The 16,377-nt window shown below is 66.1% G+C and carries 16 protein-coding genes and 1 pseudogene; 10 read left to right on the plus strand and 7 right to left on the minus strand.

All coding sequences use genetic code 11. The annotated features are described in order from the left end of the window. Positions 1-123 precede the first annotated feature (123 nt). From AB0C30_RS10690 to AB0C30_RS10710, 5 genes are read left to right on the plus strand one after another with little or no spacing between them, the layout of a single operon-like run. The gene (locus tag AB0C30_RS10690; RefSeq protein WP_357941897.1) at positions 124-882 is read left to right on the plus strand and encodes an ABC transporter ATP-binding protein; all 759 of its coding nucleotides are present in this window, start codon (positions 124-126) and stop codon (positions 880-882) included. Next, a complete protein-coding gene (locus AB0C30_RS10695; protein ID WP_357941900.1) occupies positions 879-1,595 on the plus strand; it encodes an ABC transporter ATP-binding protein in 717 nt (238 codons plus the stop codon). Before AB0C30_RS10690 ends, AB0C30_RS10695 begins: the two co-directional genes overlap by 4 nt. Before the next feature lie 2 nt (positions 1,596-1,597). After that, entirely contained in the window at positions 1,598-2,479 is an 882-nt protein-coding gene (locus tag AB0C30_RS10700; protein WP_357941902.1) for a branched-chain amino acid ABC transporter permease, read from the plus strand. Beyond that, positions 2,476-3,507, plus strand: coding sequence for a branched-chain amino acid ABC transporter permease (locus AB0C30_RS10705; protein ID WP_357941905.1), 1,032 nt, complete (start codon positions 2,476-2,478; stop codon positions 3,505-3,507). The genes AB0C30_RS10700 and AB0C30_RS10705 overlap by 4 nt, the downstream gene beginning before the upstream one ends. Before the next feature lie 5 nt (positions 3,508-3,512). Further along, the gene (locus tag AB0C30_RS10710) at positions 3,513-4,778 is read left to right on the plus strand and encodes an ABC transporter substrate-binding protein (RefSeq protein WP_357941907.1); all 1,266 of its coding nucleotides are present in this window, start codon (positions 3,513-3,515) and stop codon (positions 4,776-4,778) included. A 256-nt stretch (positions 4,779-5,034) separates the two neighbouring features. Here the strand turns inward: AB0C30_RS10710 and AB0C30_RS10715 are convergent, their stop codons facing one another. Continuing rightward, a complete protein-coding gene (locus tag AB0C30_RS10715; RefSeq protein WP_357941909.1) occupies positions 5,035-6,696 on the minus strand; it encodes a hypothetical protein in 1,662 nt (553 codons plus the stop codon). A gap of 455 nt (positions 6,697-7,151) precedes the next feature. On the opposite strand from AB0C30_RS10715, the gene AB0C30_RS10720 reads away from it, so the two are divergent. Beyond that, positions 7,152-7,730: a hypothetical protein gene (locus AB0C30_RS10720; RefSeq protein ID WP_357941912.1), complete on the plus strand. Its 579-nt coding sequence runs from the start codon at positions 7,152-7,154 to the stop codon at positions 7,728-7,730. A 22-nt stretch (positions 7,731-7,752) separates the two neighbouring features. After that, a pseudogene (locus tag AB0C30_RS10725) lies at positions 7,753-7,951 on the plus strand (IS5/IS1182 family transposase); the annotation flags it as partial. Positions 7,952-8,034: 83 nt separating this feature from the next. Here the strand turns inward: AB0C30_RS10725 and AB0C30_RS10730 are convergent. Genes AB0C30_RS10730 through AB0C30_RS10740 form a run of 3 tightly spaced genes read right to left on the minus strand, consistent with a single transcriptional unit; the run spans position 8,035 to position 10,762 of the window. Beyond that, complete coding sequence (locus tag AB0C30_RS10730) at positions 8,035-8,979, minus strand: Shedu anti-phage system protein SduA domain-containing protein (protein WP_357941914.1); 945 nt, start codon at positions 8,977-8,979, stop codon at positions 8,035-8,037. Further along, complete coding sequence (locus AB0C30_RS10735) at positions 8,976-9,524, minus strand: NUDIX hydrolase (protein WP_357941915.1); 549 nt, start codon at positions 9,522-9,524, stop codon at positions 8,976-8,978. Before AB0C30_RS10735 ends, AB0C30_RS10730 begins: the two co-directional genes overlap by 4 nt. After that, positions 9,521-10,762, minus strand: a complete 1,242-nt coding sequence (locus AB0C30_RS10740) for a helix-turn-helix transcriptional regulator (RefSeq protein ID WP_357941917.1) — start codon at positions 10,760-10,762, stop codon at positions 9,521-9,523. Before AB0C30_RS10740 ends, AB0C30_RS10735 begins: the two co-directional genes overlap by 4 nt. Before the next feature lie 361 nt (positions 10,763-11,123). Here AB0C30_RS10740 and AB0C30_RS10745 point away from each other — a divergent pair, with 361 nt between their 5' ends. Both AB0C30_RS10745 and AB0C30_RS10750 read left to right on the plus strand, forming a co-directional pair. Then, positions 11,124-11,588: a hypothetical protein gene (locus tag AB0C30_RS10745; protein WP_357941919.1), complete on the plus strand. Its 465-nt coding sequence runs from the start codon at positions 11,124-11,126 to the stop codon at positions 11,586-11,588. A 319-nt stretch (positions 11,589-11,907) separates the two neighbouring features. After that, positions 11,908-12,441 carry a hypothetical protein gene (locus tag AB0C30_RS10750; protein WP_357941921.1) on the plus strand — a complete coding sequence of 178 codons (534 nt, stop codon included), beginning with the start codon at positions 11,908-11,910 and terminating at the stop codon, positions 12,439-12,441. Between the two features lie 258 nt (positions 12,442-12,699). Here AB0C30_RS10750 and AB0C30_RS10755 read toward each other — a convergent pair whose 3' ends face one another. Next, entirely contained in the window at positions 12,700-13,146 is a 447-nt protein-coding gene (locus tag AB0C30_RS10755; protein ID WP_357941923.1) for a DUF2690 domain-containing protein, read from the minus strand. Between the two features lie 405 nt (positions 13,147-13,551). Here AB0C30_RS10755 and AB0C30_RS10760 point away from each other — a divergent pair, with 405 nt between their 5' ends. After that, positions 13,552-15,102: a carboxylesterase family protein gene (locus AB0C30_RS10760; RefSeq protein WP_357941925.1), complete on the plus strand. Its 1,551-nt coding sequence runs from the start codon at positions 13,552-13,554 to the stop codon at positions 15,100-15,102. Between the two features lie 153 nt (positions 15,103-15,255). On the opposite strand, the gene AB0C30_RS10765 is transcribed toward AB0C30_RS10760, so the two are convergent. After that, positions 15,256-15,681, minus strand: coding sequence for a hypothetical protein (locus tag AB0C30_RS10765; RefSeq protein WP_357941927.1), 426 nt, complete (start codon positions 15,679-15,681; stop codon positions 15,256-15,258). Between the two features lie 57 nt (positions 15,682-15,738). Then, complete coding sequence (locus tag AB0C30_RS10770) at positions 15,739-16,260, minus strand: DUF2231 domain-containing protein (RefSeq protein WP_357941929.1); 522 nt, start codon at positions 16,258-16,260, stop codon at positions 15,739-15,741. Positions 16,261-16,377 lie beyond the last annotated feature (117 nt).

Genomic DNA, 16,377 nt, shown 5'->3' on the forward strand with positions numbered 1-16,377 from the left:
CCCTGTGCCCGGCGGACAACAGCCGGCACGCATCTTGGGTGACCGTGCCCAATGTGGTGTCGGACGGGTGACTTCTACGCTTTCAGCACGTTGTTCGCCGCTCACCGTCAGCGGGAGGCCGGAGTGCTGGAGGTAAGCGAGCTCACGGTCCGATTCGGTGGCATCACGGCGCTCGACGGCGTGGGCTTCTCGGTGCGGCGCGGCGAGATGGTGGGGCTCATCGGGCCGAACGGCGCGGGCAAGACCACGCTGTTCAACTGCCTGACCCGCCGCCACGACGCCGACGCGGGCCGGGTCGAGTACGAGGGGCGGGACCTGCTCGCCGTACCTCCGCACGCGATCGCGGCCTTGGGCATCGCCAGGACCTTCCAGAACCTCGGCCTGTTCCCGCGCATGTCGGTCCGCGACAACACGCTGGTCGGCGCGCACCACCGCGGCCGGGCCGGCTTCCTCACCGCGGGCCTGCGCCTGCCCGGCGTGCGCCGCGAGGAGGCCGGGCTGCGCGCCGAGGCCGACGCGGTGCTCGACCGGCTGGCGCTGACCGAGGTCGCCGACCACCCGGCCGCCGGGCTCCCGTTCGGCACGCTCAAGCGGGTGGAACTGGCCAGGGCGCTGGTCGGCCGCCCCGAGCTGCTGCTGCTCGACGAGCCGGTGAACGGGCTCAGCTCGGCGGAGGTCGAGGAGTTCGCCGGCGTCCTGCGCGCGATCCGCGACGAGTACGACCTGACCATGGTCGTGGTCGAGCACCACATGGGCTTCGTCATGGGAATCTGCGACCGGATCGTCTGCCTGGACTTCGGCCGCAAGATCGCCGAGGGAGCTCCGGCCGAGGTTCAGCGCGATCCCGGGGTCATCGAGGCGTACCTGGGGACCGCCGTATGAGCGAGCTGGTGGTGACGGACCTGGTCGCCGGATACGGTGACGCGAAGGTGCTGCACGGGCTGAGCCTGTCGGTCGGTCCGGGGGAGATCTGCGCGATACTCGGGCCGAACGGAGCCGGCAAGACGACCCTGTTGCGGGCGCTGTCCGGCATGGTCCGTGGGCGCGGCAGCGTCCGGCTCGGCGGCACCGAGCTGACCGGCCGCTCGCCGGACGCCATAGCCCGGCGCGGCGTCGCCCACGTGCCCGAGGGCCGCGGCACGTTCATGCCGCTCACCGTCGAGGAGAACCTGCGCCTGGGCGCCTACGTACGCCGGGGCAGAACAGGCGTGGACGCCGACCTCGACCGCATCTACACCTACTTCCCGGCGTTGAAGCCCAGGCTGCGGCAGGCGGCGGGCAGCCTCAGCGGCGGCGAGCAGCAGATGCTGGCCATCGGCCGCGCGCTGATGCTGCGCCCCCGGCTGCTCCTGCTGGACGAGCCGTCGCTGGGCCTGGCGCCGCTGGTCACCCGGGAGCTGTTCCGCATCGTGCGGGCGATCAACGAACAGGAGCGGACCACCGTGGTCGTCGTCGAGCAGAACGCCCATCTCGCCCTCGGCATCGCCCAGCAGGCGCATGTCCTGGAGACCGGCCGGATCGTGCTGTCGGGCACGGCGGAGCGGATCAGGGCAGACGAGCAGGTCGCCCAGTCCTACCTCGGATACCGGGTCTAGCCATGGCCGGCTTCCTGCAGCAGGTCGTCGAGGGGCTCGGCGCGGGCGCCATCTACGCCAGCCTGGCTCTCGCGCTGGTGCTGATCTACCAGTTCACCGGCATCGTCAACTTCGCCCAGGGCGAGCTGGCGATGTTCTCCACCTACCTGGCCTGGCAGTTCACCGCCGCCGGGCTGCCGTTCTGGCTGGCGCTGGTCAGCACGCTCGTGGTGTCGTTCGCGGGCGGCATGCTCATCGAGCGGGTGATCATCCGCCCGGTCGAAGGCGCCCCCGAGCTGACCGTCGTGATCGTCACCGTGGGGCTGTTCATCTTCGTGAACGCCGCCGCCGGGTGGATCTGGTCGTTCACCATCAAGGACTTCCCCAACCCGTTCCCCGAGGGCGCGCTCACGGCAGGGAGCGTCAGCGTGGGGTACTCGACGCTGGGCATCCTCGGCGTCGTCGCCGTGGTGATGGGCCTGCTGTACCTGCTCTTCCAGCACACCAAGATCGGCCTGGGCATGCGCGCGGTGGCCGCCGGCCCGCAGTCCGCCCGGCTCGTCGGCATCCGGGTGGGCTGGACGCTCGCGCTCGGCTGGGGCCTGGCCGCCACGGTCGGCGCGGTGTCGGGCGTGCTGGTGGCGCCGCTGCTCTTCCTGGACCCCAACCTGATGGGCGGGGTGCTCATCTACGCGTTCGCGGCGGCGACGCTCGGCGGGTTCGACAGCCCGCTGGGCGCGGTCGTGGGCGGCCTGATCGTCGGCGTGGCCGAGACGCTGGCCGGGGCGTACGTCGGCTTCATCGGATCGGATCTCAAGATCGGGGTGCCGCTGGTCGTCATCCTCGGCGTCCTGCTGCTGCGGCCTCAAGGGCTGTTCGGGCGAGCGGTGGTGGAGCGGGTATGAGCGAGTCGGCGGAGGCGACCGGTGCGCCGGTCGCGAAGGGGCCTGGCGGGCGGGTCTTCCGGCGGTGGCGGGTGCCCGCGAACTGGCGCTGGATCGTCGTGGCGCTGCTGCTCGCGCTGGCCTGCTACGCGCCCTTCCAACTGGTGCCGTTCCGGGTCTTCCAGTTCACCATGGTGCTGATCTACGCGGTGGCGCTGCTCGGGCTGAACCTGCTCGTCGGGCACGCGGGCCAGATCTCGCTCGGGCACGGCGCCTTCTTCGCCGTCGGCGCCTACACCACGGCGATCCTGCTGCACAGCTGGGACGTGCCGTACCCGGCCACGCTGCCGGCCGCCGCCGTGGTGGCGTTCACGCTGGGACTGGCGCTCGGCGTGCCCGCCGTCCGGCTGCGCGGCCTCTACCTGGCCCTGGTGACCCTGACCATCGCGATCTTCCTGGTACCGCTGCTCAAACGGTTCGAGTCGGTCACCGGCGGCTCCATGGGGCTGACGCTGGCCAAGCCGGCGCCGCCCGCGTGGACGGGACTGGCCGAGGACCAATGGCTGTACTTCCTCACGCTGGCCGTGGCAGTCGTGGCGTTCCTGGTGACCCGCAGCGTGCTGCGCTCGCGGGTCGGCCGGGCGCTGCACGCCATCCGGGACAACGAGGCGGCGGCCGAGGTCATGGGCGTGCGGCTGTCGTTCTACAAGACGCTCTCCTTCGCCTGGAGCGCGATGCTCGCCGGGATCGCGGGCTGCCTCTACACGTGGGTGATCGGGTACGTCTCGCCGGACTCGTTCGTCGTCACGCTCTCGATCACGCTGCTGGCGGGCCTCGTCGTGGGCGGCCTCGGCTCGTACTGGGGGCCGCTGCTGGGCGGGCTGTTCGTCATGTTCGTACCGAGCATCTCCCAGAGCGTGAACGACGCCGCGCCCGGCGTCGTCTTCGGCCTGCTGATCATCGCGGTGATGTACGTCGCCCCGACCGGCCTGGCCGGGCTGGCGGGCCGCGCGGCGTACTCGATCAAGAAGTCCCTCCGGAAGGAGTAACAGGCATGCGCGTATCCGTTATCGGCTGTACGGCGATGCTCCTGGCCGCGGTGGCGGCCTGCGGGGGGCGGGGCGGGACCGAGCCGGGCACCACGGCGTCGGGGCCGTGCCAGGGCCAGCAGACGACCGGCATCACCGACAAGACCATCAAGCTCGGCGGCATCTACCCGCTGTCGGGACCCGCCTCCGCCTACGGTGACATCCCCAAGGGCATCAAGGCGTACTTCGACTACATCAACGCCGAGAAGAACGGCATCGGCGGGCGCAAGGTCGAGTTCGTGGTCCGCGACGACGGCTACCAGCCGCCCAAGGCGGTCGAGGAGGCCCGCCGGCTCGTCGAGCAGGAGCAGGTGTTCGCGCTGTTCCAGACGCTGGGCACCCCCTCGACGACGGCGACCTGGGACTACACCAACCAGCAGAAGGTGCCGCAGATCTTCGTCGCGACCGGCGCTTCCAAGTGGGGCACCGACACCAAGCACCCGTGGACCATCGGCTGGCAGCCCAACTACATCTCCGAGGCGCGCGTCTACGCCCAATACCTCAAGAAGGAGAAACCCAACGCCAAGGTCGCGGTGCTCTACCAGAACGACGACTTCGGGAAGGACCTGTTCGGCGGCTTCAAGCGGGCCATCGAGGGCAGCGGGATCACCGTCGTCGGCGAGCAGAGCTACGAGGTCACCGACCCGAGCGTCGACCCTCAGATGCGCAACCTCGCCGGCTCCAAGGCCGACGTGTTCCTCAACATCACCACACCCAAGTTCGGCTCACAGGCACTGGCCGCCGACGCCAAGAACACCACCTGGAACCCGCTGCACATCCTCAACAACGTCTCCGCCTCGATCACCGTGCTCAAGCCGGTCGGCTTCGAGAACGTACAAGGCGTCGTGTCCTCCACCTACTACAAGGACCCCAGGGACGCGACGTGGAACGACGACGCGGAGATGAAGCTCTACAAGGCGAAGATGGCGCAGTACGCGCCGGGCACCGACCCGAACGTGCCGTTCTTCACCTTCGGCTGGGCGGTGGCCGACTCCTTCAACAAGACGATGTCGGCCGCGAAGTGCCCGACCCGCGAGGGGCTGCGCGACGCGATGCGCAGCCTGAGCAACGTGCAGATCAACATGCTGCTCCCCGGGGTGACGATGAACACCGCCGCCGATGACGGCTTCCCGATCGAGTCGATGCAACTCATGAAGTTCAAGGGCGAGAGGTGGGAGCTGTTCGGGCATGTGATCGACACCCGCAAGGAGTTCGGGCCGCTGACCGGCTGAACAAGCATGGGCCTTCGCTTTGAGGGCGCTTTCGCGCTGTCGGCTCCGGGCTGCGCCCAGTGGGGGGCAGTGCCCCCCACGCCCCCACCTTCACAAGCGTGGTCCTCGCTAATCGCTCGGGCGCCTTCCAGACGCAAACGGTCCCCTAACCGGAGCGAGCCCACTCAGCTCCAACAGGGAGCTCTTTCCATCCTGACCAGGACCGTCACGATGGAAAGAGCTCAGTGAGCCTTTCTCCCATATTCTGCCGAATTTGCTAGCTTGGAGTTTTCCCGTCCGGCAAGAGCATCTGAGTGCATACCCACTTCGGCACACTGCCTGAAAGTAAAGCACACGCCTTAGCTCCGATCCTGTAGCTGTCACTATGCGCCATCGGCGAGACAAGCCAGTCAGCTTGAAGCCGTTGAGTGGAAAAGAAACGCTGGGCATTGTGGCGGTCTGGTTCCACATAGGACTGGAAATAGACCTTTTCTCTGGGGCGTGCAGCTGCCCAGAAACTTTGGCAGCGTGAACTCCACCACAGCTTGACTTCAAGATGTACCTGGCTTGCCATCCCGCTGTTGCCGCCCCCAGGAACAACGACAGCATCTTCGGTGCAGCCTTGAGCAACTGGATCCTGGTTATCGCAACTCATACCACTCGGGTGGTCGCTACATTCTGTGGCATGACTTATTGTCTCAGGCGGAGGCGAGGAAGGTGTCGCCACGAGCGAGCCTCTAGAGTTCGGGATGAAATGCTCTGTTGATGGGCGATAATAATCGCCACTGACTATAATTAGTAGAAAAACTATCCCGCAAAAAATAACTAGACGCAGCGCAGCATGACGGCAAAGCGCAGAGGCTCGCGATGTCCAGGTCCAGATGAGGTGGGTTGACGGTCTAGACGTGGGAGCCGGGGGTCGTTCCAGCGAGGGCGGCGACGCTGTCTGTGAAGCGATGCCCACGCCCGCGACAGGCATCGACCCCTCCAACTCTTGGCGACGCTGAGCATGACTCGCCTTTGCCAAGGTATTGCTCAAATCTGATACTTGATTCGATTCGAGGTTGGTGATCTGGAGATACTCGGTCAGCGCAACAGCGGCAAGGTCGAAGAGCCAGCCATCAATGGGCCCATGCAAGTTAGGGATATCCCTGCCGAGGAAGACCAATGCTGCTGCAGCGAGCGAGAGGTGGCATTGGGGAACCCAGCGGTCTCCGTAGCTCTTACTCGCCGCCCACTTATATCCAGCGTGGAAGACAGATCTGATAACTTCATGTTCTTTCTCGAAATCAGGGTCTTCATTGTCAGCCTGGTGATTGGCCAGACACCGAATGAGTGATCTGGCCTTGGATGAACTGAGATCGATGTCACGGAGCCATCGCGTGGCTAGCGACACCAGCAAGTACATTTGATCCCATGTCAGCAGCCCGTTTGCATTAAACCCGCCATAATCGATAAATATGTAGTCTTCTGGCGAGACTTTGAGATAGGTCGGTATAAGAATGTTGCGTACGTTGAAGTCGCTATGCACCCGGCCGATAAACGCGTCAAAGCGGTGCGCCCCCAGGTATGAATCAGAAGACATAAGAGCGAGCGGGTTGACCAATTTCTGATCCCAACCCTCGCGGCGAAGCCATACGTCCTGCACGCTGATGTCTGCATCTTTCGCGTAGCGGATCAAGGGACTGTCCTCGCACAATCGCTTCTCACCAATGGAGTCTCTGAGGAACTCGGAGATGCTGACGTTGGACCGGAAATCAAGGATATCCCTGTTCCAGTCGTTCAGGAGGGATCCTGTGACTGTCTCGCAGATATTAGCAAGGACGGGATTACGTACATAGTCGTCCATCGGTCTATAGTTTTCGATATCTCCGCCAGCGATCTCCATAAAGATTACTGCCCAATTCTTTAGCCTTTCGGTGTCGCCGGACTTGGCCATGTGTTTGATTCGGTATTCCTGCGGAGTCGCATTGTACGCAGTTGATATTCTGCTTGGCTCGCTTGGATCTATACAGAATTTTAGGATTACCTGTCGATGCGGGGCTCGATCCAATTGATCGCGTACAACCATTACGGACGCTCCGCTGTGCCCATCTGCCAGCAATCGCAGAAAGGAAACTTTCCGAGGGAGGCGATCTAGATATCTGTCAAACGCGACCAACTCCTCCCTTGGAATGGCATCCCACGCCTCGTTCGGCTCCCTTGAACCCATGACACGCCCCCCGATTGGCTGACACGGCCTGAGACGGCCGGGATAGAGAGAAGGGATGTCGTCGCGACATTCACGACGCACGGCTGAAAGTAATCGATCAACCGTTCGATCCTTGACAGAGGATTGTTGTCCGTCATAATGAGAAGGATAAGGCAAGGCGGTACGGAAGAGGCGCCGTTCAGATGGTTCTTGCCGATCAGCTTGCGACCCTGCTTGCGGTGATTGTGGGCGCGATTACGTCGTTCACGGTAACGACCTTAAGTGACCGCTCCCGATTTCGCCGTGAGCAGGCACGGCACTGGACTGACAAGAAGCTAGAAGTATATGGCGCATACCTCAACGCTATCAAGCACATGAATCAGTTATCTCGTAGGATAGCCGCGAGTCGTGGCATCGGTGATGGGCGTGCCCTGAAGTTGGGCCGAGAGAAAGCGCACGCGCTTTTGGACGATGCGGAGAATAGCAGGGCCACTGCCAGCGAGATGGTGGCTCTCGTCGGGGACGCGACGGTTGTCGGAGCCGTCAGGGATCTGAATCGGGAGGTCTGGCGACTCGAATGGATTGCTCGCGGTCTGCTTCAGCCGAACAACGAGATGTGGGAGGCATGCAACCAGGCGTATGTCCGAGCGCTCAACGCCCTTCACGAGGGCATCAGACAGGAGCTTAAGATCCCTGGCGTTTTCCTGCCGCGGTCTCTGGAGCGTCACCCCAGGCCCATCCTGCCGACAGCCGATCTGCCTCCTAGCCTCGATCATTCGTGATCTTGGGATGGTCGGTCGAACGGCCCGCCTGGCCGCCGGCTTCGCCATCGGCACCACCACCGCCTGGCGCTACATCCGCGAAGCCGTGGACCTGCTGGCCGCCCTGGCCGACGAGTACACGCCGCCGCCGAGCGCGCATCCCATCGGCCTACACCATCCTCGATGGCACCCTCATCCCCATGGACCGCCTTGCCGACGACCGCCCGTACTACAGCGGCAAACGCGGTATTCACACCAAGATCGACACTCTGTTCGCCGAGAAGCGTCCGCTACCGGAAACCCTGGAGGAGCGTCGACGTTGGAGTTACAGCCACTGCGGTCTACGAACCCGCATCCCACGATCGGTGCGAACGTAGGCATCTGGGTTGGTGGTCAGCAGGTGGAGTTGTTCTTTGAGATACTGTCGCCGGGCGGGGGGCATGTCATGGCAGTCATCTAGCGCCTCATCCCACCCGGAAACGGGTTGGTAGCGCTCGCCGTTGTTGATAATCGTCAAGCAGGGCGGGACCGCCACAACCCGATATCCGTCCTGTTCCTTACGCACGCACGAGAACAGAACACTGTTTTTGGCTGGGGTGAGCCGGTCAAACGACATGAGCCGTTCGCCGTCGCGGGCGAGTTCAGCCCGCTTCCCCTGTCGACGTCGAGATCTTGCGTAGTTCTCTCGCCGCCCATAGATCAGCACGTATCGGGGCTCAAGGCGCCGTCTTGCCAGGTCGGGCGGTATCTCGTAGTGCTCCAAGAACGCTGACTGATTGTGTCCGATGTTGAACCAGTGGCGCCATTCGGCGAGCTGCCCTTGGGCGTGGGTGAAAGCGCTGTGAATCTCGGCGCGGTCACCATGGAACCACTTCTTGTGAGGAGTCTCAATTTCAATCAAGATCGGATACAGCGACCCGCTATCGGTGGCGATCCACATAAAGTCGGGTTCCCGATCGCTCAAACCGGGCAACTTCGGCCGGGTGATCACAGCCGAAGGGAATGCGGAATGACCCGAATCCCCATCGACGCTGTAAGCGCCAGGCAACAGTGACGGGTGACGTTCCAAAAAAGCGTGCACCAAACGTTCATCCTGCGACTCCGGGCTATCGAGTAGCAAACGCCACTGCTCCATCACAGCGGCGTCGTAGATCTCTTGCACTGGCCGCCCTGGCGCTGTCTCCTCACTCTCCGCCAAATAACCCGGCAAATGCCCAATAAAGGGCAACCGAAAATCTTCAGCCACAGCAGGAATAATCGCATCTGTCACGAGGGCAGCGTACGCCTGACGGGGTGGCCGTTGTGCAGGTACGCGACGGTGCCAGCGTCAGCGGCGGTGATCGCGGCCTGTAGGCGTGCCCACACGTACGGCCGGAGCCGCTTCCGCGCTTGGTTGGGAGTGCAGAACTCGAACGCGCCCAACTCGGTATCGGCAAGGCGTAGCGCGGCGGTTTGGTCGGGGGTGAGGACTCCGGCGTTGAAGATGAACATCACCGAGTCGTCCCATGGGCCGTGTGGTGGCACCCAGTCCACACACACCAACGCCATGTCCTCCGGGAGGTGGAGGCCGAGTTCTTCGGTCAGTTCTCGGCGGAGGGCATCAAGCGGTGGTTCGTTGGCTTCGGCCATGCCACCGGGGAGATCCCAATTGGGTTTGTAGGTGGGGTCGACGAGCAGCACACGGCCGTGATCATCACAAATGAGGGCGTCTACTCCCACGCGCTTGCGGGCCTGGCGGGCGTTGCCCTCGGTCAGATGCGCGCGGTAGGCGGCGGGATCGCGTTCGTAGAGCGGCCGGGTGTCGGGCTCGGTCATGGGGTTGGGCTGGTCCTTGGCTGTGTGGTGTCGGTGGTGAGCTGGTAGAGCCATTCACGCTGCCGCAGCGCCTCAGCCAGGTGGTCGAGGAAGCCCCGCGCGCATGCGGTGGCGCGGTGCGGCTGGAGCTGGTCGCGCAGATCGCGTAGTTGCTGAATCACCAGATACGAGCCTAGCGACCCGGTGGTATGAAGAACATCGGTCGCGACTGCACACGCCTGGTCCAACGCGCCGCGTTCGATGAGCACACCGGCCAGGGTGAGGTGCCCGAACGCGCGGGAGCGGGTGCGGCCGGCTGGCCGCAGCTCTAGAACTCGCTGGGCGTGGCGCTGGGCTGCGAGTAGGTCGCCGAGCTGCCGCATGCACCGGGCCGCGTCTCCGGCGAGGGACGCAGCATCAAACGGTGATACCCAGGGCGACGGGGCTGCGCTGTGGCTGCCCTGCAGGACGGTCTCAGCGCGGCCCAACAGTGCGCGCGTTTCCCGTGATCGTCCTGCGGCGGCGTGCCCGCGAGCCTGCAACGCCCACAGCCGCGCCGCCAGTTCGGGGTGAGCCGGTCCCGCCGTCAACTCGCGCTGTCCCTGAGCGGCGTAGCCGATAGCGTCATCGGGGTGGGCGCGATGGTGCGCGAGGTGGGCCAGGCTCGCGAGCACGTGAACCCTCAAATGGGGGTCGTCGCCCACGCCGGACAGGTCTCGCGCCCGCGCGAAATGCCGCCCGGCGCGGTCGTCGTCTCCGGCGTCATGCGCCATCCACCCGGCCATTTCTGTGAGTGCTGCGGCCGCGGTGAACACCTGCGTCCCCTCACCGCAGAACATGCGGGGACTGAGGTGGTCGCGTAGGTAGGTGGTGACGGTCGCGTACAGGTGAGCGCCGCCAATTTGGGCGTCCACCGCCCGCCACGCCGCCACTGCCGCCGCCGCATCCTCACCCTGCCCCGAGACGGTGGCCCGCGCCGAAACCGGAACAGGGACCGGGGGCGGTTCCGCGGCCGGGGCTGAGGCATGCACTGGTGGGCGCGCTGCGCGCTGCTGCGGTACCTGAAACCACAACCGGTCAGCCGGGATGTGCAGCAGTCGCGCCCACTGTGTGAGCCTGCCCAAGTCGGTTATCGGCGGGCCGTTCTCAATCCTGGACAGCTGGGGTTGGGTGATGCCCACCCACGCCGCCACCGTTTCCTGTCGTAGGGGGCGGCCGTGGTGCGGGTGGGCGCGATAGGCCGCGATGACCTTGCCCATGTGCCACTGGTCGAGCGCTGAGCGCATGCTGGGATGGGTCCAGAACTCCGGCGGCACCCTCGGCGGCCCGGCGGGCGTACCAGTCGCCTCACGTGCGCCCGTGGTGCATGCTGCGCACCGGCCGCTGGTGTTGTCGCGCGCTAGGCGTGTCCCGCAGCGGCAGCGCCGCGCCTGCGTGTCGGTCATCTGGACTCACCGCCACATCGGAGATCCCTGCACCCCGAATGTAACCACGCGATCACGTTGCGAATCCAGGTATTCGCTGGGGCGCATATCCATATGCGTTATTGGTCATGGCCGCATGTGCGGGCTGCTGGTCACTGTGGGAGCACCCCCAGCCGACCAGCGCGAAAGGCACACCGTGACCACACAACACGCAGCACCAGAGCCGGTGATCGGTTGGAACTACCTGGCGGTCTCGGGCCGCCCCATCGTCTGGGCCGGTCCGGTCACGCATCCGGGACCGCTGCCCGGATCGGCCCTCCCACCAACAGCACGACGCCGGGCGGTGGGGTACGTGCGGCTTCGACCCGACACCGACACCGCCGCCAGCGAGCAGATCACCGCGCGCCTGCGCGGGTTCGCGGCGCGGTCAGGGCTGGACCTGGTCGACATCTACACCGAGCACCCGCACCCGTACCGGCGATCGGCGTTTGGTGAGCTTCTCCAAGCGCTGTGCCGCCCCGACATCAGCACCGTGGTGATCCCCGCTCCGGAGCATCTGTCGGAGTTCGACGGCATCTATCAGGCCATGCGCGCCCTGATCGAGATAGAGACCGGCGCTGATGTCTTGGTGATGTCCCACACCACCGAGGCCACGCAATGACCCCGGCGCCTGTCCATGAGGTCCATGACCGGCGGCTGAAAGAGTTGCTCGGTCAGGTGATCGCGGCGGAGGTTCCCGCGATCGTTGTGGACCAAGCCACCGCCGAACGGTGGCTCCTACGGCTGGCCGGTGCCTTGCTGGGGATCAACGCCCGGCACCGCGTCGACCCGCGCGGGAGGTGCCGGTTGTGCCGCCCCGGATTCCTGCGGCGATGGTGGCCCCGGGGGGCGCGGCGAGCCTGCACTGTCCAACCGACGCTCGCGCACTACCTCCGCGACGCCGAACCGTTCCTATTGCCCACCGAGGATCACGGGGCCTCATGAGCGACCGGTTCGCGCCCGTGCCGCCCACCGTGCGCGCCTCCGAGGTCACCCTGTTGGCGCTGCACACCGCGATCACCATCGGCGCGCAAGTCGCCCGCATCAGCGCCCGAGTGTGGGGCCTGCCCTACTTCGAACGCCCTGCCGAACGGACCGCTGGCCACCTGCTCGCCCGCGCCGTCGAGAACACTGGCCACCCCAACCCCAATCCCCGATACTCCGACATCAACCCCGCCACCATCGCCGCCGTGAGTATCCGGGTCCACCGCCGCGCAGACGCCCTGATCATCGACGTGTGGGATACCGACCCCACCCCGCCAGACACCACCCCACCGGACCCCCACATGAGCGCCGTAGGCGCCCTGGCGCGCCGCTGGGGCACCTACCTCTCCCCGTGTGGCGGGAAGGTCATGTGGGCCGAGATAGGCGCAGACGATCACTCACCTGCCGGGCTGGCGCAGCCTGGCGGTTCTGACCATCTCACGCCGCGCCCCGATCCCAGCGCCGATGCGTGCCCATGCCACGCCGCATAACCCCCACCGAAAGCGGAGGCTTTACTAGGTTCGTCTCTCCGCACCGACGAACACCGGGACGGAGTGCTGGTCAGCGTCGTTGGCGTTGGGCGGCGCGGGAGTGGTCAGGTGCTGAGAGGCATGCGGCACGATGGAGCGCGAGTGGGGCGGTGACGGGACCAAGCGACCCTGGCCGCGGCTCGGGAGTAGGATGCCAAGCCGCCCAAGCTAGCTCGGCCGTTGCGCCAGGGTGCAGGCGGCTGATGGGGCGATCACAAATCAGCCGCAGGCCTTCGCAGTGGTGCCGCTGCCCTTGTTGACGCGGCCGACCCCGGCCGTCACGCTGCCCGTGGCCTGGGCGCAGACGCCGCTTGGCGCGTAGACCATGTCGCCCCAGTGGTGCCCGCCGTTCCCGGCGCGGTAGGTGAAGGAGATGCTCTTGCGGCTGGTGAAGACGGTGATGTGGCCGGTCGCGTTCTTGGGCACCGTCACCTCGCCCCAGTTGGTGCCGCAACGACGGGAGTAATACAGCCGGATCGTGCCCAGGGTGTCATCGATCTCGTTGCTCAGCGAGGCCTTCTTCCCGGTGTAGACCTTGCTGTTGGCGCACCCGCTTCTGTAAGGGTCCTTTCCGTCGTACGTGTGGGCACTCGCTGGGCCCGTGGTCAGCAAGAGCGTGCCAATCGTCGCTACGGACACCGCAGCCGCTGCTACGTGGATCTTCATATTGGTCGACTCCTTTGTGAGAGGCCCGGGGTATGAACTCAATTTCTCGCCCTTATCTCTCCGCGAGAAATGATCTCTGGAAGGAGGGAGACTTCCCGATAGGCGGGGGAGGCGAGAGCAGCTCCGACTATGCCGGGCGCCTCGAACGGCGGCAACGGACATCCGCCGGATAGCCGTCCAAACATTGTCCAGACGTCCGATTTGGACAAATAGCCCAGGCCGATGAGGGGTGGCCACAGGGCGCCGCCCGCAGCGACGAGGTCTCCGTCACCCGGCAATGAGATGAAAGGACATCACTTAGGGTAACGATATGGTGACGGGCCGCAGCTGGCGGCCTGGACGGTGCTCCGGGGGACGGCCGGCCCTGTGCGAGTGTGCATCGCCTTGTCTCGGCCGAGGAGTGTCATGTCACCCACCACCGTTGAGGTCTCGACCGCCTATGGCCCGGTATCGGGGCTGATCGAAAACGGGATCGCGTCCTTCCGCGGGATCCCCTATGCCGCCGCTCCCGTCGGGCCGAACAGGTTCGGCGCGCCTGTGCCGCCCGATACGTGGAGTGCGCCGTTGCCCGCTCACGAGTTCGGACCGACCCCGCCGCAGCCGCCGCTCAAGGGCAAGCTCGGCGAGCTGTTCCACAACCCGGTCATCCCCGGGGACGGTTACCTCAACCTGAACGTGTGGACCAGCGCCGCCGGCTCCGACGCCGCGATGCCGGTGCTGGTGTGGATCCACGGGGGCGCGTTCACCACCGGCTCCTCCGCGGTGACGACCTACGACGGCGCCACCTTCGCCCGCGACGGCGTCGTCTGCGTCACCATCAACTATCGCCTCGGGGTGGACGGCTTCGCCTACATCGAAGACGCTGCCGTCCCGGCCAACCGCGGCCTGCTCGACCAGATCTTCGCGTTGGAGTGGGTGCGGGACAACATCGCCGGCTTCGGCGGCGACCCCGGCAACGTCACCGTGGCAGGCGAGTCCGCCGGCGCGATGAGCGTGCTGACCCTGCTCTCCCTCGACCGGGAGCTGTTCCACCAGGCCATTGTCGAAAGCGGCACCGCGCACATCGGCCAGACCCTCCAGGACGCCGCCCTTGTCACCGCCGCCGTCGCCACCCGGCTGGGTGTGGAGCCGACCGCCCAGGCACTCGCCGCAGTGGACACCGCCGCCCTGATGACGGCGCAGGCCGAGGTGAGCGATGATGTCACTTCCGGCGCCGACCCCGTTCGGTACGGGGCGAGCACCATCGCCTCGTGCGGCATGTCGTTCATGCCGGTGATCGACGGCGAGGTGGTTCCGCGACTGCCGATCGACGCCATCGCCGACGGCCGCGGCGCTGACGTGCCGCTGCTGATCGGCACCACGGTCGAGGAGTTCAGGACCTTCGTCGTTCCCACCGCCATGGTGGGCTGGCCCGGAGCGGCGCCGTTCAGGACCAGGACCGAGGTCTACGGTGCCCCGGCCGGCTTCTACGACCGCTACGCCGATTCCAGCGTCGAGCCGTACGTCCGCAACGCCCCCTCCGGCATCGCCTGCGCGACGCTGACCGACCGCATGTTCCGCATCCCCACCTACCGCGTCGCCGAGGCTCGCGGCGACGCGCCTGCCACCACCCACGTCTTCGAGTTCGGCTGGCGGTCACCCGCCACGCCCAACACCCTCCGGGTCAAGCTCGGTGCCTGTCACAGCCTTCCGCTCCCCTTCGTGTGGGACACGCTCGACAATCCTGACAGCGCGGAGTTCACCGGCCCGAACCCGCCGCAGGGACTGGCGGACGCCCTGCACGGGCGCTGGGTCGAGTTCGTCAAGACCGGCGACCTCGACCAGTGGCCCCCCTACAACACCACCGAACGGCCGGTGATGACCTTCTACCGCGACAACCAGCCGGACAACGTCATCGTCCACGACCCGCGCCGCGACGAACGGGAAATCTGGAAGAACGATCTCAACCCGAGTTGACCGCCAGCACAGTCCCGGCCTCCGGCGTGCGCGCTGCGCGCCGGAGGCGTGCGGGTGACCTGGGCAGCCGCGCGAGACCTCCCGCTGGATCGAGGAGACCACCCGCGAGGCCGATGGCGTCGACTGGGGGAGGGCGTGGAACGCTGGGGAATGTCAGCTGCCGCCGACGCCCAGGGCGGAGAGCAGGACCAGGACTACGGTCACGACAGCGAACAGCCCGTGTGCGCCGACCACGGCGACCGGGAAATGCCGCTCGGCGGGGGCGGTCTGCTCGCCTGCCGCCGGGGCGGTGGTGGCGCGGGCCCGGTATACCGGGATCCACCGGCTCAGCATGACGAACCCGAGCAGGGCGACGGGCACCAGCAGGACGAGGGCGATCCAGGCCAGCACATCCAGGTCGGCGATGAGATAGGCGATCCAGACGATGAGGCCGATGGCGGCCAGCGCGAAATGGCCGAAGATTACCGGGACCGGGAGGTGGCTGCCGCCGCGGGCGCCGCCGCGCGAAAGCCAGGTGCCGAGCATGTAGAAACCGCCAAGAGCGGTGATCAGCCAGGTGATCAGTGCGGCGATGTTCATGGGAACTCCAGATTGATCATGGCCGCACCGGGACGGTGCGGCAGCCGGTGCGGGGTGTCAGTGGGTACGGCCGGCGGATATGAACCCTTCGGCCTGCGTCGTCTCGTCGGCCACGCGGACGCCGTAGCGGTAGGAGAGCTTGCCGCCCAGCCATCCCGACACGGCCAAGGTCAGGAAGGCGGCGGCGTTGAGCGTGAGCGGCCCGGCGGGGACGCTGCCGGTGACGGTCTCGGAGTGCCGCCACAGGAAATTGCCGAGGTAGGCGGCGGTCACCAGCAGGTTCAGGGTCATGTGGGTGAGCGCCAGCCGGAACGCGCGCGTGCCTGCGGGGATGGCGAACAGGTCCAGGAATCCTGCCATGGCCGCGCCCAGAGCGCCGATCACGCCGACCGCGATCAGCCACATCGCCCCCTGGGACAGGAAGCGTGGATCCGCCACGAGCTGTGAGGCGATGTCGAAGACCAGGCTGGCCGCCCAGGCGCCGATCGGGATCGTGACCAGCATGGGATGGAACGGGTGCCCGTACGGGCCGGCGAGCGCGGCGCTGACCGGCTGCTTGGCTTGATGCGGCTGGGTCATCACGGCCACCTCCTTTTCACCAATGGATTTTGGTCTTATTGGGGATGGCGGTCAAGTAGGGCCGTTCAATAGGCTGCTACCCATCGTCTGGCAATGCATGCTGGCGTTATCATGAAG

The organism is Nonomuraea sp. NPDC048901, assembly GCF_040649695.1.
In the GTDB taxonomy this organism is placed as follows: Bacteria; Actinomycetota; Actinomycetes; order Streptosporangiales; family Streptosporangiaceae; genus Nonomuraea.

Coding starts and splice junctions, on each gene's coding strand:
- AB0C30_RS10695 (WP_357941900.1), top strand. CDS start 879: ATGAGCGAGCTGGTGGTGACGGACCTGGTCGCCGGATACGGTGACGCG.
- AB0C30_RS10700 (WP_357941902.1), top strand. CDS start 1,598: ATGGCCGGCTTCCTGCAGCAGGTCGTCGAGGGGCTCGGCGCGGGCGCC.
- AB0C30_RS10705 (WP_357941905.1), top strand. CDS start 2,476: ATGAGCGAGTCGGCGGAGGCGACCGGTGCGCCGGTCGCGAAGGGGCCT.
- AB0C30_RS10710 (WP_357941907.1), top strand. CDS start 3,513: ATGCGCGTATCCGTTATCGGCTGTACGGCGATGCTCCTGGCCGCGGTG.
- AB0C30_RS10715 (WP_357941909.1), bottom strand. CDS start 6,696: ATGGCCAAGTCCGGCGACACCGAAAGGCTAAAGAATTGGGCAGTAATC.
- AB0C30_RS10720 (WP_357941912.1), top strand. CDS start 7,152: ATGGTTCTTGCCGATCAGCTTGCGACCCTGCTTGCGGTGATTGTGGGC.
- AB0C30_RS10735 (WP_357941915.1), bottom strand. CDS start 9,524: ATGACCGAGCCCGACACCCGGCCGCTCTACGAACGCGATCCCGCCGCC.
- AB0C30_RS10740 (WP_357941917.1), bottom strand. CDS start 10,762: ATGGGCAAGGTCATCGCGGCCTATCGCGCCCACCCGCACCACGGCCGC.
- AB0C30_RS10750 (WP_357941921.1), top strand. CDS start 11,908: ATGAGCGACCGGTTCGCGCCCGTGCCGCCCACCGTGCGCGCCTCCGAG.
- AB0C30_RS10755 (WP_357941923.1), bottom strand. CDS start 13,146: ATGAAGATCCACGTAGCAGCGGCTGCGGTGTCCGTAGCGACGATTGGC.
- AB0C30_RS10760 (WP_357941925.1), top strand. CDS start 13,552: ATGTCACCCACCACCGTTGAGGTCTCGACCGCCTATGGCCCGGTATCG.
- AB0C30_RS10765 (WP_357941927.1), bottom strand. CDS start 15,681: ATGAACATCGCCGCACTGATCACCTGGCTGATCACCGCTCTTGGCGGT.
- AB0C30_RS10770 (WP_357941929.1), bottom strand. CDS start 16,260: ATGACCCAGCCGCATCAAGCCAAGCAGCCGGTCAGCGCCGCGCTCGCC.